At 64.6% G+C, this 16,127-nt stretch carries 12 protein-coding genes; 5 read left to right on the plus strand and 7 right to left on the minus strand.

Translation table 11 applies throughout. The features are described from left to right. The first annotated feature begins 58 nt into the window (after positions 1-58). Both ACOZK4_RS05945 and ACOZK4_RS05950 read left to right on the plus strand, forming a co-directional pair. Positions 59-1,045: an aldo/keto reductase gene (locus tag ACOZK4_RS05945; protein WP_421591005.1), complete on the plus strand. Its 987-nt coding sequence runs from the start codon at positions 59-61 to the stop codon at positions 1,043-1,045. Between the two features lie 115 nt (positions 1,046-1,160). Beyond that, complete coding sequence (locus ACOZK4_RS05950; RefSeq protein ID WP_313531783.1) at positions 1,161-1,937, plus strand: ABC transporter substrate-binding protein; 777 nt, start codon at positions 1,161-1,163, stop codon at positions 1,935-1,937. Positions 1,938-1,979: 42 nt separating this feature from the next. Here the strand turns inward: ACOZK4_RS05950 and ACOZK4_RS05955 are convergent, their stop codons facing one another. Then, a complete protein-coding gene (locus ACOZK4_RS05955; protein WP_421591007.1) occupies positions 1,980-2,195 on the minus strand; it encodes a hypothetical protein in 216 nt (71 codons plus the stop codon). A 143-nt stretch (positions 2,196-2,338) separates the two neighbouring features. Here ACOZK4_RS05955 and ACOZK4_RS05960 point away from each other — a divergent pair, with 143 nt between their 5' ends. Continuing rightward, a complete protein-coding gene (locus tag ACOZK4_RS05960) occupies positions 2,339-3,295 on the plus strand; it encodes a LysR family transcriptional regulator (protein ID WP_421591009.1) in 957 nt (318 codons plus the stop codon). A gap of 79 nt (positions 3,296-3,374) precedes the next feature. After that, entirely contained in the window at positions 3,375-4,499 is a 1,125-nt protein-coding gene (locus ACOZK4_RS05965; RefSeq protein ID WP_421591011.1) for an NAD(P)/FAD-dependent oxidoreductase, read from the plus strand. Between the two features lie 36 nt (positions 4,500-4,535). Here ACOZK4_RS05965 and secD read toward each other — a convergent pair whose 3' ends face one another. From secD to ACOZK4_RS05985, 4 genes are all read right to left on the minus strand, one after another. Further along, a complete protein-coding gene (gene secD / locus ACOZK4_RS05970) occupies positions 4,536-7,064 on the minus strand; it encodes a protein translocase subunit SecD (RefSeq protein WP_421591012.1) in 2,529 nt (842 codons plus the stop codon). A gap of 104 nt (positions 7,065-7,168) precedes the next feature. Continuing rightward, positions 7,169-7,585 carry a hypothetical protein gene (locus ACOZK4_RS05975; RefSeq protein WP_421591013.1) on the minus strand — a complete coding sequence of 139 codons (417 nt, stop codon included), beginning with the start codon at positions 7,583-7,585 and terminating at the stop codon, positions 7,169-7,171. A gap of 140 nt (positions 7,586-7,725) precedes the next feature. Beyond that, positions 7,726-11,196: an AAA family ATPase gene (locus tag ACOZK4_RS05980; RefSeq protein ID WP_421591015.1), complete on the minus strand. Its 3,471-nt coding sequence runs from the start codon at positions 11,194-11,196 to the stop codon at positions 7,726-7,728. After that, the gene (locus ACOZK4_RS05985) at positions 11,196-12,464 is read right to left on the minus strand and encodes a metallophosphoesterase family protein (RefSeq protein ID WP_421591016.1); all 1,269 of its coding nucleotides are present in this window, start codon (positions 12,462-12,464) and stop codon (positions 11,196-11,198) included. The genes ACOZK4_RS05980 and ACOZK4_RS05985 overlap by 1 nt, the downstream gene beginning before the upstream one ends. A 257-nt stretch (positions 12,465-12,721) precedes the next feature. Between ACOZK4_RS05985 and ACOZK4_RS05990 the strand changes: the two genes are divergently transcribed. Continuing rightward, positions 12,722-13,186, plus strand: a complete 465-nt coding sequence (locus tag ACOZK4_RS05990; protein WP_421591018.1) for a MarR family winged helix-turn-helix transcriptional regulator — start codon at positions 12,722-12,724, stop codon at positions 13,184-13,186. 119 nt (positions 13,187-13,305) lie between these two features. Here the strand turns inward: ACOZK4_RS05990 and ACOZK4_RS05995 are convergent, their stop codons facing one another. Both ACOZK4_RS05995 and hupB read right to left on the minus strand, forming a co-directional pair. After that, positions 13,306-15,498, minus strand: a complete 2,193-nt coding sequence (locus ACOZK4_RS05995; protein WP_421591019.1) for an esterase-like activity of phytase family protein — start codon at positions 15,496-15,498, stop codon at positions 13,306-13,308. Between the two features lie 289 nt (positions 15,499-15,787). Beyond that, positions 15,788-16,063 carry a DNA-binding protein HupB gene (hupB, locus tag ACOZK4_RS06000; RefSeq protein ID WP_023516583.1) on the minus strand — a complete coding sequence of 92 codons (276 nt, stop codon included), beginning with the start codon at positions 16,061-16,063 and terminating at the stop codon, positions 15,788-15,790. Positions 16,064-16,127 lie beyond the last annotated feature (64 nt).

The raw sequence follows: 16,127 nt of genomic DNA on the forward strand, positions 1-16,127 counted from the left end.
CCGCCCCCATGCGGAGTGCTACCTCCCGGCACATCAATTTTTGCCGGGAGACATTTTCATGAGACATCGCAAATTCGGCCGCACGGGTTTTACCACCACGGATATCGGTTTCGGCGCCTGGCAGATCGGCGGCGCCTGGGGTGATGTCAGCGAGGCCGATGGCCACGCCGCGCTCAATGCCGCGCTCGATGCCGGCATGAGCTTCATCGACACCGCCGACGTCTATGGCGATGGCCGCTCGGAAAAGATCATCGCCGATGTGCTCAAGGATCGCGGCGGCCAGCGCCCGATGGTCGCCACCAAGGCCGGCCGCCGGCTCTCGCCGCATGTCGCCGATGGCTACACCAAGGCCAATCTCGAAGGCTTCATCGATCGCAGCCTGAAAAACCTCGGTGTCGAGCGCCTCGACCTCGTGCAGCTGCATTGCCCGCCGACCGACGTCTATTACCGCCCGGAGGTTTTCCACGCGCTTGACGAGATCAAGGCCGCCGGCAAGATCGCCAACTACGGCGTCAGCGTCGAGAAGGTCGAGGAAGCGCTGAAGGCGATCGAATATCCCGGCGTGGTCAGCGTGCAGATCATCTACAACATCTTCCGCCAGCGCCCGGCGGCGCTGTTCTTCAAGGAAGCCGCCCGCCGCCAGGTCGCCGTCATCGCCCGCGTGCCGCTGGCCAGCGGCCTGCTCTCCGGCAAGATCACCCGCGAGACGGCCTTTGCCGCCGATGACCACCGCAACTTCAACCGCAACGGCGATGCCTTCGATGTCGGCGAGACCTTTGCCGGCGTGCCCTTCGAGACCGGCTTGCAGGCTGTCGAGGAAATCCGCGCGCTGGTGCCGGCGAGCCAGACCATGGCGGCCTTCGCGCTGCGCTGGATCCTGATGGCGGATGCTGTCAGCGTCGTCATTCCCGGTGCCCGCAATGCTGAGCAGGCCGAGGCCAATGCCAAGGCCGCCGGCCTGCCCGCGATCCCGGAAGACGTCATGGAAGCGACGCGCGAGATCTATTACCGGCTCGTCGCGCCGCACGTTCAGCACCGCTGGTAAATCAATGCGAGCGCATAAACGGAAATGATAGCCGACATCAGGTCTATCTATTTCGTTTATGCGCAACCTCGCGCTACCGTTCCCCATCGGTCACGACAACAACAGGGGAACGACCATGAAAAAAATGCTGCTCGCACTGGCGCTGGCAGGCTCCACCCTCCTTTCCGCAGCCGCTTCCGCCGAGACGCTGAAGATCGGCACGGAGGGCGCCTACCCGCCCTTCAACTTCCAGGATTCCAACGGCAAGCTCGGTGGCTTCGACGTCGAGATCGGCCTTGCGCTCTGCGAGAAGATGAAGGTGGAATGCGAAGTCGTCGGCCAGGATTGGGACGGCATCATTCCGGGCCTTCTCGCCAAGAAATACGACATGATCATCGCCTCGATGTTCATCACCGAAGAGCGCAAGAAGCAGGTCAACTTTACCGACCCCTACTATCTTGCCGCGATGACCCATGCCGCACCGAAGAATTCCGGCATCACGGATTTCACCAATGAGGGCATGAAGGGCAAGACGATCGGCGCCCAGGGCGGCACGACGCAGGCCGACTACGCCGCCGCCGTTTATCCCGATGCCGATCTCAAGCTCTATCCGACGCAGGACGAAGTGAACCTCGACATGGCGAACGGCCGCCTCGACCTTCAGGTCGGCGATATGATCCCGCTGCTCGACTGGGTTACCAAGAACGATGACGGCAAGGCCTGCTGCGAGCTGATCGGCGAGCCGATCACCGACAAGAAGTTCGTCGGCGAAGGTGTGGGCATCGCGGTCCGCCAGGAAGACAACGACCTGCGCGAAAAACTGAACGCCGCCCTGAAGGAAATCCGCGAGGATGGCACCTACAAGAAGATCAACGACAAATACTTTTCCATCGATATCTACACGATGAAATAAGGATTTTGGGGCGGCTTCGGCCGCCCCTTTTCGTTTCCGGCATCACGAACCGGGCCGGGCGTTCCCGACGCTCTTCGTCATGCGGTAGGCGGTCGAGATGAATGGCTCGGCCTCCTCATCCTCAATCGGACTGACGAGAAAGGGAAACGGGTCGAGTGCCCGTCGCGGCCGAAAATCCATGCGCGCTTCTACGCCCGACGCCAGCATGTCATCCACATAGGACCCCGCGAGCCCGCTGGTGCTAAACCGTTCCCACATATGGCATTTCCCCTTCTTTCAGGGTGCCCAATGCGTCGGAAACGGAATTGGTTCCGCGAAAAAACACGGCCGGCGATCACATTCTTGACCGCGCAAAGCAGGCTTCGCTTGCCTCTCCTTGCGCTGTCATCCTAACTACACGCATGCCGATAAATCGCCTCGAACGCTTTGCCCACAACCTCGACTGGAACCTGCTGCGCACCTTCGTCGTCGTGGTGGAGGAAGGCTCGATCACCCGCGCGGCGAACCGCCTGCTTCTTCAGCAGCCCGCCGTCAGCATGGCGCTGAAGCGGCTCGAGCAATCCGTCGGCCATCGATTGATCGATCGCAGCCCCGGCCGCTTCGAACTCACCGAGGCCGGCGAGCGGCTGCATGCGCTCTGCCACGATATCTTTTCCGCCATCGTGCGCCTGCCCGAGGCCATGGAGCCTTCCGGCGAAGACGTGTCGGGCCATATCACCATCCACGCCGTCAGCCACGCCATGAACCCGGCCTGGGATCGGGCGATCGCCGATTTCTTCCGGCTGCATCCGCGCGTCACCGTGGGCGTGACCGTCGAGACGACGACGGACGTCATCCGCTCGGTGGAGCGCGGCGTCGCGACACTCGGCCTCTCCGACGGGATCATCCCGGAGGGTTTGGAGAAAGCGCCCTTCTGTTACGAACGCTATGCGCTCTATTGCGGCCGCGCACACCGTCTGTTCGGTACGCGCGACGCCCGACCGGAGGATCTGCGCGGCGAACCCTATGTCAGCTTCCTCGCCGATGTGCTGGGCGGGCCGCATATGGGGCCGGTGACGGCCGTGCGGGCCGTCGGCTCCTTCGGCCAGCAGGTCCGTGCGCTGGCCTTCAACGTGGAGGAAGTGCTGCGGCTGGTGGTTGCCAATGCCGGCATCGGCATGCTGCCGGCGCACCTGACCGGCGCGGCACTGGCCGCCGGCGAACTCTGGCAATTGCCGCCCTATGACGACCTGCCGGTGGCGGAGACCTTTCGCATCACCAATCCCGGCTCCGCGCTCAACCCGGCCGAACGCGCCTTTCTGAGCCATGTCGCCGATGTGCCACCGTGGCGCTGGGGCGAGCCGCATCAATCGAACTGATATCGGTCGTCATTGCTATAAATTTGAAAAATGCCACCGGCTTGCTTAGGCCTATTTCCTCAGCACACCGGAGGGGACCATGCAGACTTTCGACATCGCGATCATCGGCGGCGGCATTGCCGGCATCTCGCTTGCCTATTTCCTGAGCCCCCACCGCTCCGTCGTCGTGCTGGAGCGAGAAGACGCGCTCGGCTATCACAGCACCGGCCGTTCGGCGGCGGAATTCACGTTGCGGGACAATGCACCGCTGGTGAATGCGCTCGCCCGCGCCAGCCATGCTTTCCTGATGGAACCGCCCGCCGGTTTTGCCGATGTGCCGCTGCTCATCGAGCGCGGCAGCATCATCCTCGGCACCGAGGACAAGGCGACGCTGGTGCGCGAGCGCTTCGAGCAGGCAAAGGCGCTGGGCATCGCCGTCGAATGGCTGGACGAAGCCACGATGCTTTCCCGCGCGCCCATGCTGAAGCCCTCCTATGCCGCAGCCGCCTATTTCGACCCGGACTATTGGGACATCGAGGTGGACGCCCTGCTGCAAGCTTATGCCCGCTACGCCCGCCGCCACGGGGCGCAGATCCTTGAAAAGCGCCAGCTGACCGGCGCCCGCCGGGTCGGCAATCAATGGCTCGTTGAAACGAACGAAGAAACGATCGCGGCCGGAACGGTGGTGAATGCCGCCGGCGGCTGGGCGGATACGGTCGCGTCGCTCTGCGGTGTCACCCCCATGGGCATCGTGCCGCATCGCCGCACCGCCATCACCGTCGACCTGCCCGAGGGCATCGACGCCAGTCGCCTGCCCGAAATCAACGAGGTGGAGGAAATCTTCTACTTCAAGCCGGAAGGCGGCCGCCTGCTCGCCTCGCCTGCCGATGCCACGCCCTGCGAAGCGGCCGACGTGCAACCGGAAGAGCTCGACGTCGCCTATGCCGCCCACTATGTCGAGGAGGCGACGACGCTCAATGTGCGCCGCATCTTCAAGAGCTGGGCCGGCCTGCGCAGCTTTTCCGCAGACCGCCTGCCCGTCATCGGCTTGGCCAGGGATGCCGAGAACTTCTTCTGGCTCGCCGGCCAGGGCGGCTACGGCATCCTCACCTCGCCCGCCCTCGGCAGTCTCGCCGCCGCCCTTCTGACGGAAAGCCCGGTGCCGGAGCCGCTGGCCCGCGAGGGCATCGGGGCCGACACGTTCAGTCCCGCACGCTTTCCCTGAAACGAAACGGGCGCCTCAAGGGCGCCCGTTCTGGTTTCAAGCTTCCGCTGCCGGCGTGCCGGCGGTGCGAGTTGCGCTGCGATCCTTCCAGTACCGGTTGAGGAAGAGCAGGATCGGGCCGCCGATATAGATCGACGAGGTCGTCGCGACGATGACGCCGAACAGCATCGGCCAGGCGAACGGCTTGACCGTATCGCCGCCCCAGATCGCCATCGGCAGCAGCGAGACCGCGACGGCGAGCGAGGTGAAGATGCATCGCATGACCACCTGGTTGATCGACAGGTCGATGAGATCGGAGAACGGCATCGACTTGTACTTGCGCATGTTCTCTCGCATGCGGTCGTACACCACCACCTTGTCGTTGACCGAGTAACCGATCAGCGTCAGCACGGCGGCGATGGCCGTCAGGTTGAAGTCGATCTGCATCAGCGAGAAGAAACCGATCATCTTGGTAATATCCAGGATGAGCGTCGCGATGGCGCCCACGGCGAAGTGCCATTCGAAACGCCACCAGATGTAGATCAGAATCGCCAGCATGCCGAGACCGACGGCGAGGAAGCCGGAACGGGCAAGCTCGGTGGAAACCGTCGGGCCGACCACTTCCGTGCGCTCGAAGCTCGCATCCGGGATCACTTCGGCAACGCCGTCGCGGATCTTCTGAAGGGCTGCGGTCTGCACCTCTTCACCGCCCGGCTGACGCTGGACGCGGACGAGCACCGAGGTGCCCTGCCCGAATTCCTGCAGCGCCACTTCGCCGAGGTTCAGGCCTTCCATCTTCTCGCGCAGCGGCGCGAGGTTGATCGGCGTCTTGGAGGTCGCCTCGACCTGAATACCACCGACGAAGTCGATGCCGTAGTTGAGGCCCGGCGTGAAGAACAGGATGATCGAGCTCGTCGAAATGAAGGCCGACATAGCAATCGCGATATAGCGGCCGCGCATGAAGGAGAAGGTCGGGATTTCCCAGACTTGGCCGAAGAGCGAGTGGATTTCGATCTTCTTCATCTTCCGCACGATGACGGCTTCGCGCATCAGGAAACGCACGAAGGTGATGGAGGTGAACATCGAGATCGCAAGGCCGATGATCATGGTGATCGCGAAGCCGCGTACCGGACCCGAGCCGAACATGAAGAGCAGGATCATGCCGACCATGGTCGTCATGTTGCCGTCGACGATGGTCGCATAGGCCTTGTTGAAGCCGACATCGAGCGCCTTCATGGCGCCTGCCCCGCCCGCCGTCTCTTCGCGGATACGAGCGTTGATGAGGATGTTGGCGTCCACGGCCATGCCGATGCCGAGGATGATACCGGCAATACCCGGCAGCGTCAGCGTGGAACCCAGAATGCCGAGCAGGCCGATCGTCAGGATCGTGTGCAGCACGAGGCCGAGATTGGCGATAAGGCCCCAGGAGCCGTAGAGCACCTGCATCAGCACCACGACGGCCGCAAGGCCGGCGAGACCGGTATAGAGACCCATGCGGATCGAGTCCGAACCGAGGTTCGGGCCGACGGTTCGCTCTTCGATGATGGTGAGCGGTGCCGGCAGGGCACCGGAGCGCAGGAGCGCCGAAAGGACGGTCGCTTCCTGCGGGTTGAAGTTGCCGGAGATCTGGCCCTGGCCGCCGATGATCGGCTCGCGGATGACGGGAGCCGTCAGCACCTTGCCGTCAAGAACGATGGCGAAGGGCTTGCCGACATTGGCCTGCGTGATCTCCGCGAACTGGCGTGCGCCGGTCGAATCGAAGCTGAACGAGACGATCGGCTCGCTCGTGCGCTGGTCGAAGCCGGCCTTGGCATCCGCCAGACGGTCGCCCGAGATCGCGACGCGCTCTTCGACAGCGTATTTGTTGTTGTCGTTGGCGCCGGGCAGGATGAGCACGCCGCGCGGGGCGACGCCGTTCGGGTCCACGGTCTGGTCGACCATGTGGAAGCTCATCTGCGCGGTCGAGCCGAGCAGCTGGCGCAGGCGCGTCGGGTCCTGGAGACCCGGCAGCTGCACGAGGATGCGGTCGCCGCCGACGCGCTGGATGAGCGGTTCAGCAACGCCGACCTGGTCGACGCGGCGACGGATGATCTCAAGGCTCTGCTCGACGGCGGCCGACATGCGCTCGTTGACGCCGGCTTCCGTCAGCGTGACGTTGATCACGAGGTCGGTGTTGGCGACATCGATATCGGAGGAACCGCCGCCGAAACCGAGCGTCGAGGTCGGCGCTGCGAGCTTGCGCACTTCCGGCAGGACCTTGTCGAGGGCTGCCTGGTCGGGCAGCGTGATCGTCAGCGTCGTGCCGTTGAGGCGGGCGGCCGAGGCGCGCTCGCCTGCGGTGCGCAGGATGGCGCGCGTGTCGTTCAGCAGCGAATCCATGCGCGCCTTGCGCAGTGCCGCGGAATCCACTTCGAGCACGAGGTGCGAGCCGCCCTTCAGGTCGAGACCGAGGGTGACCGGGTTGGCGGGCAGATAGCGCCCGTATTTTGCCTGCTGTTCAGGCGTCAGCACGTTCGGCACGGCCGCGAGCATCCCGAACAGGATGATGGCGGCGGAGACAAACAATGCCCATTTGGAGGTTTTCATGGGGTTGTTCCATTTCAACTGCGGGAAAGGCGCGACAAAAGCCGGCGCCTTCCGTGGGATCGGAATTTCAAGCAAATGGCGCGGCGCATCGGCGCCACAAGGCCTCAGGCAGCGAAAGCCGGGGGCGCGCGGCTGCGGAAGGACGCAGGATGATCCGTTGCGGGCGCGCTGTCATCGACAATGACGGCGGCGGCAATCGACACGACTTCGAACGGGTAGAGAAGAAGGCCGGCACCGGGAACGAGCGCCTTGCCGGCGCCATCGCCCTCGGGAAGACCGGTTTTCGCCTTGGCGATCCGCCGTTCGGCATGACCGTTGGCCGGGAACCACAGTTCATCACCCGCCGCAGACAGCGGCGACGGCGCGACACCACCTTCGGCGGCCGTGCGCTGGGGGTGGCGCGGGGCATCTCCCGGCAGCGAGAACTGCGAGAGAAACACGGTGAAGAGCAGCACGAGGAAGCTGACGGGCGCAAAACCCCGCTCCCACATCCTTGCCTCTTTGCCGGTTCTTTCCGTCATTCCCGTCCGTTTCTTCGAAGGCGGAGCACGGCGCGAAGCAGGGTTCGCAGCAATGCCGATGGTGCGCCAAGAACCATTTACGCCCTGCCAAGTCAAGTTCAGGGCTTAGCGTCTGCTTTCCATAACAAACGTTTCAGCCCTCAGAGATGATGGATCGTCACGTCGGGGCAGGCCTCGCGGGCGAGATCGCAGAGATGCTGGTGGTGCGTGAGGTAGATCACCTGTCCGCCCGTCGCCATGTCACCCATCACCCTGAGCGCATTGAGGGCGCGGCCGTCGTCGAAGGTCTCCATGATGTCGTCGGCGATGAAGGGCACGATCTCGCGGCTGGCGGCGATCTCGTTATAGCCGGCGACGCGCAGGGCGAGATAAAGCTGGAAGCGCGTGCCCTTGGAGAGGTCCTTCGCCAGTTTCGAGGCGCCGGAGGCCGCATTGGCGACAAGGAATTCGCCCTCCTTCTCCAGCATCGTCGAGAGACCGGCATATTCGCCGCCGGTGATATCGCGAAAGGTTTTCGACGCGCGCTCCATCATCGCGCTGCGATGGCGCTCGCGATAGAGCCGCAGCGCCTGCTCGGCCGCGAGAATGCCGGCGCGTGTCGCCATGTAGCGCCGCGATTTCTCCGCCAGATCCACCAGGGCGGTGCGCCGCCGCTCCTCCAGCACCGCGGCCGCATCGCTGCCGGCGACCTTGGCCAGGGCTTCCTCGGCCCGCGACCGCGCGACGTGCTGCTCTTCGACTTCCCTGTCGAGACCATCCAGCCGCGCGGCGAGATCGACCTTTTCCGCCACAAGCTGCGCCTCGTCGACAACAGCCAGCAGCGCCTCCGCCTCTTCGACGGTGCCGACGCGCATCTGCTGGACGAGATCGCGCCCGACTTCGGCAATGCGGCCGCGCAGGTCATCGCGCTGCCGATGGGCTTCGAGCAGGATTTCGGCTTCCGCGAGGCTTTCACAGCCGAGGAGGGCGAAGATTTCGCCAAGCCGCGCGGTCAGCACGGCGCGGCGCTCGGCGAGCCCCCTCTCCTCGTCATCCAGCCGAACCAGCATGTCGTCGATGACCTTCGCCCGGTCGCGCACCGTCTCCGCTTCGGCAAGCCGGCGGCCGATGGCGGCGACGGTGGCAAGCGGATCATCCGCATCGAAAGGTTGCGAAAGCGCATCGGCGAGCCGGCTTGCATGATTGCCGTAGTCTTGCCGATCCCGCTGCATTGCCGCGATACGGTGATCAAGCTCGGCGCGGCGCTCGACATTCTGCGCCAGAGCCTGCAATCCGGGCAGCAGAGCGGCGATGCGCTCGGGCTCAGCGGGAGCAGCATCCGTCGCAAGCCATGTACCGGCGATTGCCTGCTGCCAGACCTCCAGCCACACGGTGTCAGCAGTATCCGCCTCGTCGGCAGCCCTGCGTCGCACGTCCACATCCGCCGTCGCACGGGCAAGCCGCTCGGTCGCCGTCAGCCGTTGCGTCTGTAGCGCTTTCAGAGCGTCCTGCCTGTCTTCGGCAAGGAAGAGGATTTCCTCGAAGGTCGGCCCCACCGCGACGCCATCCTCAAGGAAGCGCGCAAGCCGGGCCGAGACATCGCGCGCCTCATTCTCGACAAGTCCGGCTTCAACCGCCTGTCGGGCATGCGCAGCAGCCTTCTCCAGCGCGAGAGCACGCCGCTCCAGCCAGGCGGACAGGTCCTGAAGCGTGGTGTCATCCGGAAGGCCAGCGCTTTTGACGCGTGCGGCAACCTCCGCTTCGACATCCGCAATGGCCTTCTCCAACCGGGCCGTTTCGCCGGCCAGAAGATCGAGCCGTGCGGCGCCTTCGGCAACGGAGCGTTCCAGCAGGCGGATTTCGGAAAGGCGGTCGGCATTGCGCAGCCGTGCCTCGCGGGCGCGGTCGTCGTCCTGCATCCGCGCCTCGAAAGCGGCTGCCGTCTCCCGGTCGAGGCGGACGAGATGGACCTGCCAAGCCGCATCGCGCAGGTCGCGGAGCTGTCCGGCATGCTCTTCGCCCGCCGCACCCGTCGCCGTCACCAGCGCGGTCAGCATCGCCTTGGCGGACGCGGCTTCGCGCTCGGCCGCAACGACCTGCTCGCGGTGCCGGCGAAGCGTCTCCGCCGCAGCCTCCTGCCGCCGGCGCAGGTCCTCCAGCACCGATGCCGTTGGCACGGCCATGCCCTCCAGCGCGGCCTCCGTGCCGGACCAAGGCGTCAAACGCATCTTTGCCGCTTCCGCCTCCTGGCGTGCAAGGGCGACAAGGCGCCGGCTTTCCCGCAGGCGTGCGGGAAGATCGCCGGAGCGGGCGGCGCGCAGGGCGGCGGAGAGTGCCGATTGCGTTTCGTCATCGCCGACTGCCTCCGCCCCGCCAAAGGCTTCCGCCTTTTCGCGCGCAGCCTCCCGCGCCTCTTGCGCATCCTTCAGTTCGCGTTGGGCGGCCTCCCGACGCTCGGCAAGGGCCGCGCGGCGGGAAAGCAGGCTCGTCAGCCGCTCGGCAAGGCCGGCGGGCAGCAGGATATCGGCAGGGTTCGTCTCCGCCGGCAGATCCAGGGCGAGGATGTTTGCGGCGATCGTCGCGACCAGCCTGTCGCGGTCGGCGATACGGGATGCGAGGTCCAGCGTGGCGGTGCGGAAGCGTGCCTCCAGGGCAGAGCCGGAGAGCGCGGCGAGGTCTGCTTCGACGGCAAAGACCGCGTTGTCTTCCGAAAGCCCGGCCCGTTCCGCCATGCAGCGCTCGTGCTCTGAAAGCACGCGCGCCGCGCGGGCCGCGATTTCCGCTTCCTCGCGGGCCAGCTCGCCCGTCAGCCCGCGCCAGGTCGCGGGCGGCGTTTCGCCGAGGTCGAAAGCGCCGAGTTCCGCGCGTAGCGCCCGCAGGCGTGCAAGATAGGGCAGCGCGGTCAGGCAGCGTTCGGCCTGTTGGAGGGACGCACGCGCCGCAGCCCGGGCCGCGGTCGCCGTGTCATGGCGTTCGGTGGCGGCGTCGCGTTCGCGCACCAGAATGCCGTAGTCGCGAGCGGCGATGTCGAGCGCCTTGCGCTCGGCGGCGAGCGCCTCGATTTCGGCTTTCAATGTGGAAAGCCCATGCCGGCGGCCGGCGGGGCGGTAGAATTCGTCAGCCTGGGCTTTCAGGGCGGCAAGGCTGGACGCCATGTCGGAGAGGCCGGAGCTGGCAGAGAAGAGCATGGCGCCGAGTTCGCCTTCGCTCTTCAGAATGTCCTCGCCACCTTTTTCGATGCTTTCGTCATCGAGCGAGAACATGGTGCGGTAGGCATTGCGGTCCATGCCGCCGAGAACGGAAGCGAAAAGCGTATCGGGCAAGGGCCGGTCGTCAGCGGTGACGAGTGTGGCCTGGTTGCGCTTCAGGCGATAGGCTTCGTGATGCTCCGCGCCGACGGAAAACCGGCCACCGACCCGCATCAGGGGATAAGGATGCAGGAAGCCGTAGGCGCTGGTGCGCTCGATGCCGAAGAGCACGTCGAGATAGGCGGAAAACAGCGTCGACTTGCCGGCCTCGTTGGGGCCGTAGACGAGGTGGAAATCCGGCCTGCCCGGCTGCGCCGCGCCGAAATCGAGGCTGCGCTCGGTGAACTTGCCGTAGCGGGTGAGATCGAGACGGTCGAGACGCATCAGGCCCTCTCGCCTCCACCGCCGAGGCGCGCCACCACGGTATCCGATCCCTCGAGCGCGAGGTCGGAGAGCAAAGCCTCTTCCGCCGCCTCATCGCCCGCCAGCAGGCCGCGCGCCTCCTTGGGCAGCTGGCGCAGCACATCCGCCAGCGTCTCGCGCAGTTCCGCGCGATAGGCGTGGGTCGCGAGAACATCCTCCCGCATCAGCCGGGCCAGCTCGGTGATCGGCCCCGCATCCGCACCGGCGTCGGCGAGCGATGCGGATACGGTGAGTTCGACCGCTTCGATCCAGCATTCGCCGAGCGAGGCGGCAAGGTTCTGCACCTCGCCGAGCAGCAGGTCCTCATCGCGGCGCAAACGCCAGGCGAGCGGGGTGGCGCCCGTCATGGCGAGGCGCGCGACGAGATGGGCGCCGTTTGCTGCCTCACGGGCTTTGGAAAGCACGGCTTCCGTGCGATCGAGCATACCGTGCCAGTCGTCTATGCCGGAGAGATCGACGGAAAGACGCTCGAAGACCGCGACGGCGACGGGACGCTCCTCGCAGGTGATCACGCCATCCTCGCCGACCGTGGCGAGCGTGACGCCCTTGGCGCCGCCTTCATTGATGTCGCGGCCCTGCGGATTGCCGGGCATGACGATCCACGGCCGCTCCTGATGCACACGCCGCTGGTGGATATGGCCGAGCGCCCAATAGTCGAAGCCGTGGGCGACAAGGTCCGGAACGCTTGTCGGCGCATAGGGATCGTGACGGCTGCCGCCGGCAAGGCTCGTATGCAGCATGCCGATATTGACGGCATCGGCCACCGGCGCGCGGAACGTCGGCAGCAGCGAGGCCGGTGCGTGCGGCTGGGCGAAGCTGACGCCGTGCACATGGATGTCCCGGCCGTTTTCCAGCGCGCCGGCTTTGACGGGTTTGCCGCGCCCGTCGAAGAGATGCACGTTGGGCGGAAAGGTCAGTTCGCGGGTGATCTGCGACTGCGCATCGTGGTTGCCGCGAATGAGGAAGACGCGGATGCCGGCCGTCTCCAGCCGCCGCATTTCGCCCATCAGGAAGAGCGCCGTGGCCATCGAAGTTTGCGCCCCGTCATAGAGGTCGCCGGCGATCAAGACGGCATCCACCGCCTCTCCGATGGCGAGATCGACGATGCGCGAAAGGGCTTTGCGCGTGGCACCGCGCACGAGATCGCCGAGTTCGGCATTGCGCAGCGCCAGCGACGAAAGCGGCGAATCGAGATGCAGGTCTGCGGTGTGGATGAAGCGGAAAGGCATGGCCGGACAATCGCCTCCCCCCTCCTCCGGGTCAATGCTTGCGGGCCAAAGGGGGCCGTTATGCAGGGAAAATCGCCCCACCCCGAAAAGGGCAGCGAAAAGCCGAGAATAATGCCGGGAGCATGACCGTTCGCATTTACAGTGATCGTTCAATATATATGATCAAATTATCCGAAAAGCTTCGTGATCATTTGACATGGTACCTCATAATACCTATATTCCACCTCATGAGTAGCACGATAGAAATCTCCCAAGGCATGTTCAAACTCTACCATCAGGTGAGCCGCCTGGTGAATGAGTGCATGATGGACGAAGGTGTGTCGCTCGCCCGCAGCAAGTTCCTGCTTCTTCTCGAATGCCAGGGCCCTCAGCGGTCGACGGATATTGCCTGCGCCCTCGGTTTCGCACCCCGTACGGTTACGGAAGCGATCGATGGTCTTGAGCGCGACAAGCTGGTCAAGCGCGATCCCGATCCGAAGGACCGCCGTGCCAAGATCGTCTCGATTACGGATATGGGCCGGACCGTCATCTCGGCCGCCCAGCAGCCGCAACACAAGACGATCGAGGCGATCTTCGCCGTTCTGACCGAAGATCAGAAGCAGCACATGAAGGAAATCATCCGCTGTCTCAGCGAGAAGACCGACGAGCTGCAACGGGAACGCGACAAGAGCGCGGACGATGCCGGCGTGGCACCTGCCCGTCCCCTGCAGGCCGTCAGCTAGTTTGAACAGTACGACAATCGAAAAGGCCGGGACCGCGAGATCCCGGCCTTTTCATTTGCGCGTCTTTCAATACGCCGCCCGGCGCCTCCCCTCAAGGAAAGGCGCCGGATCGCGGATCCTTACATCGCGTTGATCGGACCGATGCCGAAGAACAGCGTTTCGCCGGAGGAATCGTCCACACCGTCATTGTCGGTGACAACGAACCCGTTGCCGGCGGCGTCGATGGCAAAACCCTCGACCTTGTCGACGACATAGCCGTTGGTGGCCTTGAGGTCGGGAATGAGGTCGCGAACCTCTTCCTTCTTGACGACCGGGAGTTCGCCGCCGAGCTTGGCCGGCTTCAGATCGGCAAGGGCGACGCGGTAGAGCTTCTTCAGCTTGGCCGCCTGGCCGATCAGGTTGTCACGCTCGATGATATAGGCGTAGTCACCGTTCGCGGCGATTTCCGACAGACCGACCCAGCCGCTTTCCGTCTTTTCGAGCGGATAGTGAACGGCGCCCCATTCCTTGGACGACGGCTTGTAGGAGACGAGCTTCACGAAGCCCTTCTCGTCGTCGCCCCATTCGCGCTGCACGGCCATCCAGAGCGTTAGGTCGTCGCCTTCGCCGACGCTGGTGATGCCTTCGAAGCCGAAGCGCTTTTCGTGGGCGCGCAGCTCGGCGGGAATGGCGATTTCCTTGTCGATCTCGCCCTTCTCGGTCACGTGGATGATGGCATGGCCGACGAGCTTGTCGGCATCGCCTTCATTGGCAAGCCAGTAGCCGCCTTCGCCATCCGGCGTCAGGCCTTCGCTGTCGAGCTTCTGGGCGGCGGCACCGTTGCGGGTGATGCGCAGCGCATCGACGATCTTCGCCGGCTTGGCGGTGGCGTCGATCGTGAAGATCGTCGGCTGCGAGGCGTAGAAGCTGTCGTTGACAGCGACGATCATGCCCGGCTTGTCCTTGACAGGAGCGAGGCCCGACAGGGCGCCGAAGCCGATAAGCTCGCCGTCCTTCTCGGTGGAGACGATCTGCGGATAGGTCGCCTCGCCTTCGGCACGCTCGTAGAGCATGACATGCGAACGCGCACCGCCGTCCTCGACGAGATCGGCCTCGTTGGCGGTCACGAAAAGGTTGCGGCCCGGAATGGCGACGGCGCCTTCCGGCGCGATGCCCGACGGCAGGAGCTGGAGAAGCTGCGGCTCTGCACCCGTGTCCTTGTAGACGCCGACGATCGACGCGCGCTCGGCGAGCACGAAAAACAGATTGTCGTCGCCGAACTTGGCGGCCTCAAGGCCTTCCGGCTCGACGCCCTTCTTGTTGCGCTTGTCTGGATAGTGGCCGATTTTGGCGATCTCGCGCTCGAAGGCAGTGCCGTTCTCATAGAGGACCTTGCCGTCCTTGCCGAAGATGGTGAAGCCGCGCGCGCCGCCCTTCCAGTCGCCTTCATTGGCAACGACGAGACGGTCATCGTCCAGCCACTTCACGGCGTCGGGTTCGCGGGCAACGTCCTTCACGTCACCGGTGAATTTCAGCGCGCCGTCCTTCTTGGTATCGACGCCTTCCAGGCTGACCGTGCCGGCGGAGAAATGGGTCTTCACCGTCGCCGTCTTGCCGTCGATGATGACGATATGATTGTTTTCCTGCAGCGTCAGGGCGATTTCGTCCTGGCTGTTGAAGGAAACGAATTCCGGTTCCGGATCATCGCCGGCGACTTCGGCCAGACCGGTCAGCGCGACATGCTTGATCGAGCCGCAATCGACGACACCGTCCTTCAGCGACAGGATCACGAGGTCGCCGGCCGGCATCTGCGGCAGGTCGCCGTCATTGACGTCTTCGTCGCGCTCGTTCTCAATGGCGATGGCGGCGAGGGTCTTGTCCTTGTTCAGCGCAATCGAGTCCGGCTGACCACCAAGGTCGCAGGTCGCGTCGATCTTTTTAGAGACGAGATCGACCTGGGCGAGCACGCCCGACGGCTTGACGAAGCTTTCACGCGTGTTGACGGCGACCAGCGCCTTGCCAGCGGCAACGGCAACGGATGTCGGCTCGCCTTCGAAGGTGACGGAGCCGCCGGCCTTCGGGGCCCTGGCGTCGGTGATGTCGATGATGCCGATCGCCTTGTTCGGGCTGTCGGAATAGACGAGCGTGTTGCCGTCTTCGGAGGCGGCGATGATTTCCGCCGACGTCGGCGTCGCCTTGTCCTTGCCCTCGGGCAGGTTATCGGCAACGGCGAAGGACGCAATGCGATTGAATACGGGCTCGGCGCTGGCGGCAGAGGCCACCGATGCGGCGAGAACCGCGGCCAGCGCCGCGGTGAGGGAACGGGTTTTCATGAAATCCTCCGGAATCCGGTTTCTTGGAACCGGGCGGTTCTGAGGCTTTCATGTTACAGGCGCATGACACTTCAGCGACGGTTCCACACGCACAGCCGCCAAACAAAAGGGGGCCCGGATGAACCGGACCCCGAGCCTGAAATTCAGGATTTGCGGCGGAGTGGATGACCGCTCTGCCCTGCGGCGCCGCGCGTCGCGAGAACGCGTCCGGGACGCTGCGGAACTTCAGATCTGCGACACAATGCGAGCCCCGGGCTCAAATGCCTGGGGCTACCGCACTGGTTTGGGATCAGCCGTTGACGGCGTCCTTCAGGCCCTTGCCGGCCGAGAACTTCGGCACGTTGCGAGCCGGGATCTCGATCTCGGCGCCGGTCGAAAGGTTGCGGCCCTTCGAAGCTTCACGACGCGACACGGAGAAATTGCCGAAACCGACGAGACGAACGTCGCCACCGTTCTTGAGTTCGCCCTGGATCGTTTCGAAAACGGCGTCGACAGCAGATGCTGCGTCCGTCTTGGAGAGGCCAGACTTCTCGGCGACCGCGGATACGAGTTCATTCTTGTTCATGTTTCCACCCCTTTCATACGGTTTGAAACGACTCATACAAGTCGGGGGCAGAATACGCATCGCC

It is taken from the genome of Shinella sp. M27 (assembly GCF_049199905.1).
In the GTDB taxonomy this organism is placed as follows: Bacteria; Pseudomonadota; Alphaproteobacteria; order Rhizobiales; family Rhizobiaceae; genus Shinella.

Excerpts from the sequence above, each read along its gene's own strand:
- ACOZK4_RS05985 (WP_421591016.1), bottom strand. The coding sequence starts at position 12,464 with ATGCCTTTCCGCTTCATCCACACCGCAGACCTGCATCTCGATTCGCCG.
- ACOZK4_RS05995 (WP_421591019.1), bottom strand. The coding sequence starts at position 15,498 with ATGAAAACCCGTTCCCTCACCGCGGCGCTGGCCGCGGTTCTCGCCGCA.
- ACOZK4_RS05990 (WP_421591018.1), top strand. The coding sequence starts at position 12,722 with ATGTTCAAACTCTACCATCAGGTGAGCCGCCTGGTGAATGAGTGCATG.
- ACOZK4_RS05945 (WP_421591005.1), top strand. The coding sequence starts at position 59 with ATGAGACATCGCAAATTCGGCCGCACGGGTTTTACCACCACGGATATC.
- hupB (WP_023516583.1), bottom strand. The coding sequence starts at position 16,063 with ATGAACAAGAATGAACTCGTATCCGCGGTCGCCGAGAAGTCTGGCCTC.
- ACOZK4_RS05955 (WP_421591007.1), bottom strand. The coding sequence starts at position 2,195 with ATGTGGGAACGGTTTAGCACCAGCGGGCTCGCGGGGTCCTATGTGGAT.
- ACOZK4_RS05980 (WP_421591015.1), bottom strand. The coding sequence starts at position 11,196 with ATGCGTCTCGACCGTCTCGATCTCACCCGCTACGGCAAGTTCACCGAG.
- secD (WP_421591012.1), bottom strand. The coding sequence starts at position 7,064 with ATGAAAACCTCCAAATGGGCATTGTTTGTCTCCGCCGCCATCATCCTG.
- ACOZK4_RS05965 (WP_421591011.1), top strand. The coding sequence starts at position 3,375 with ATGCAGACTTTCGACATCGCGATCATCGGCGGCGGCATTGCCGGCATC.
- ACOZK4_RS05960 (WP_421591009.1), top strand. The coding sequence starts at position 2,339 with ATGCCGATAAATCGCCTCGAACGCTTTGCCCACAACCTCGACTGGAAC.
- ACOZK4_RS05950 (WP_313531783.1), top strand. The coding sequence starts at position 1,161 with ATGAAAAAAATGCTGCTCGCACTGGCGCTGGCAGGCTCCACCCTCCTT.
- ACOZK4_RS05975 (WP_421591013.1), bottom strand. The coding sequence starts at position 7,585 with ATGACGGAAAGAACCGGCAAAGAGGCAAGGATGTGGGAGCGGGGTTTT.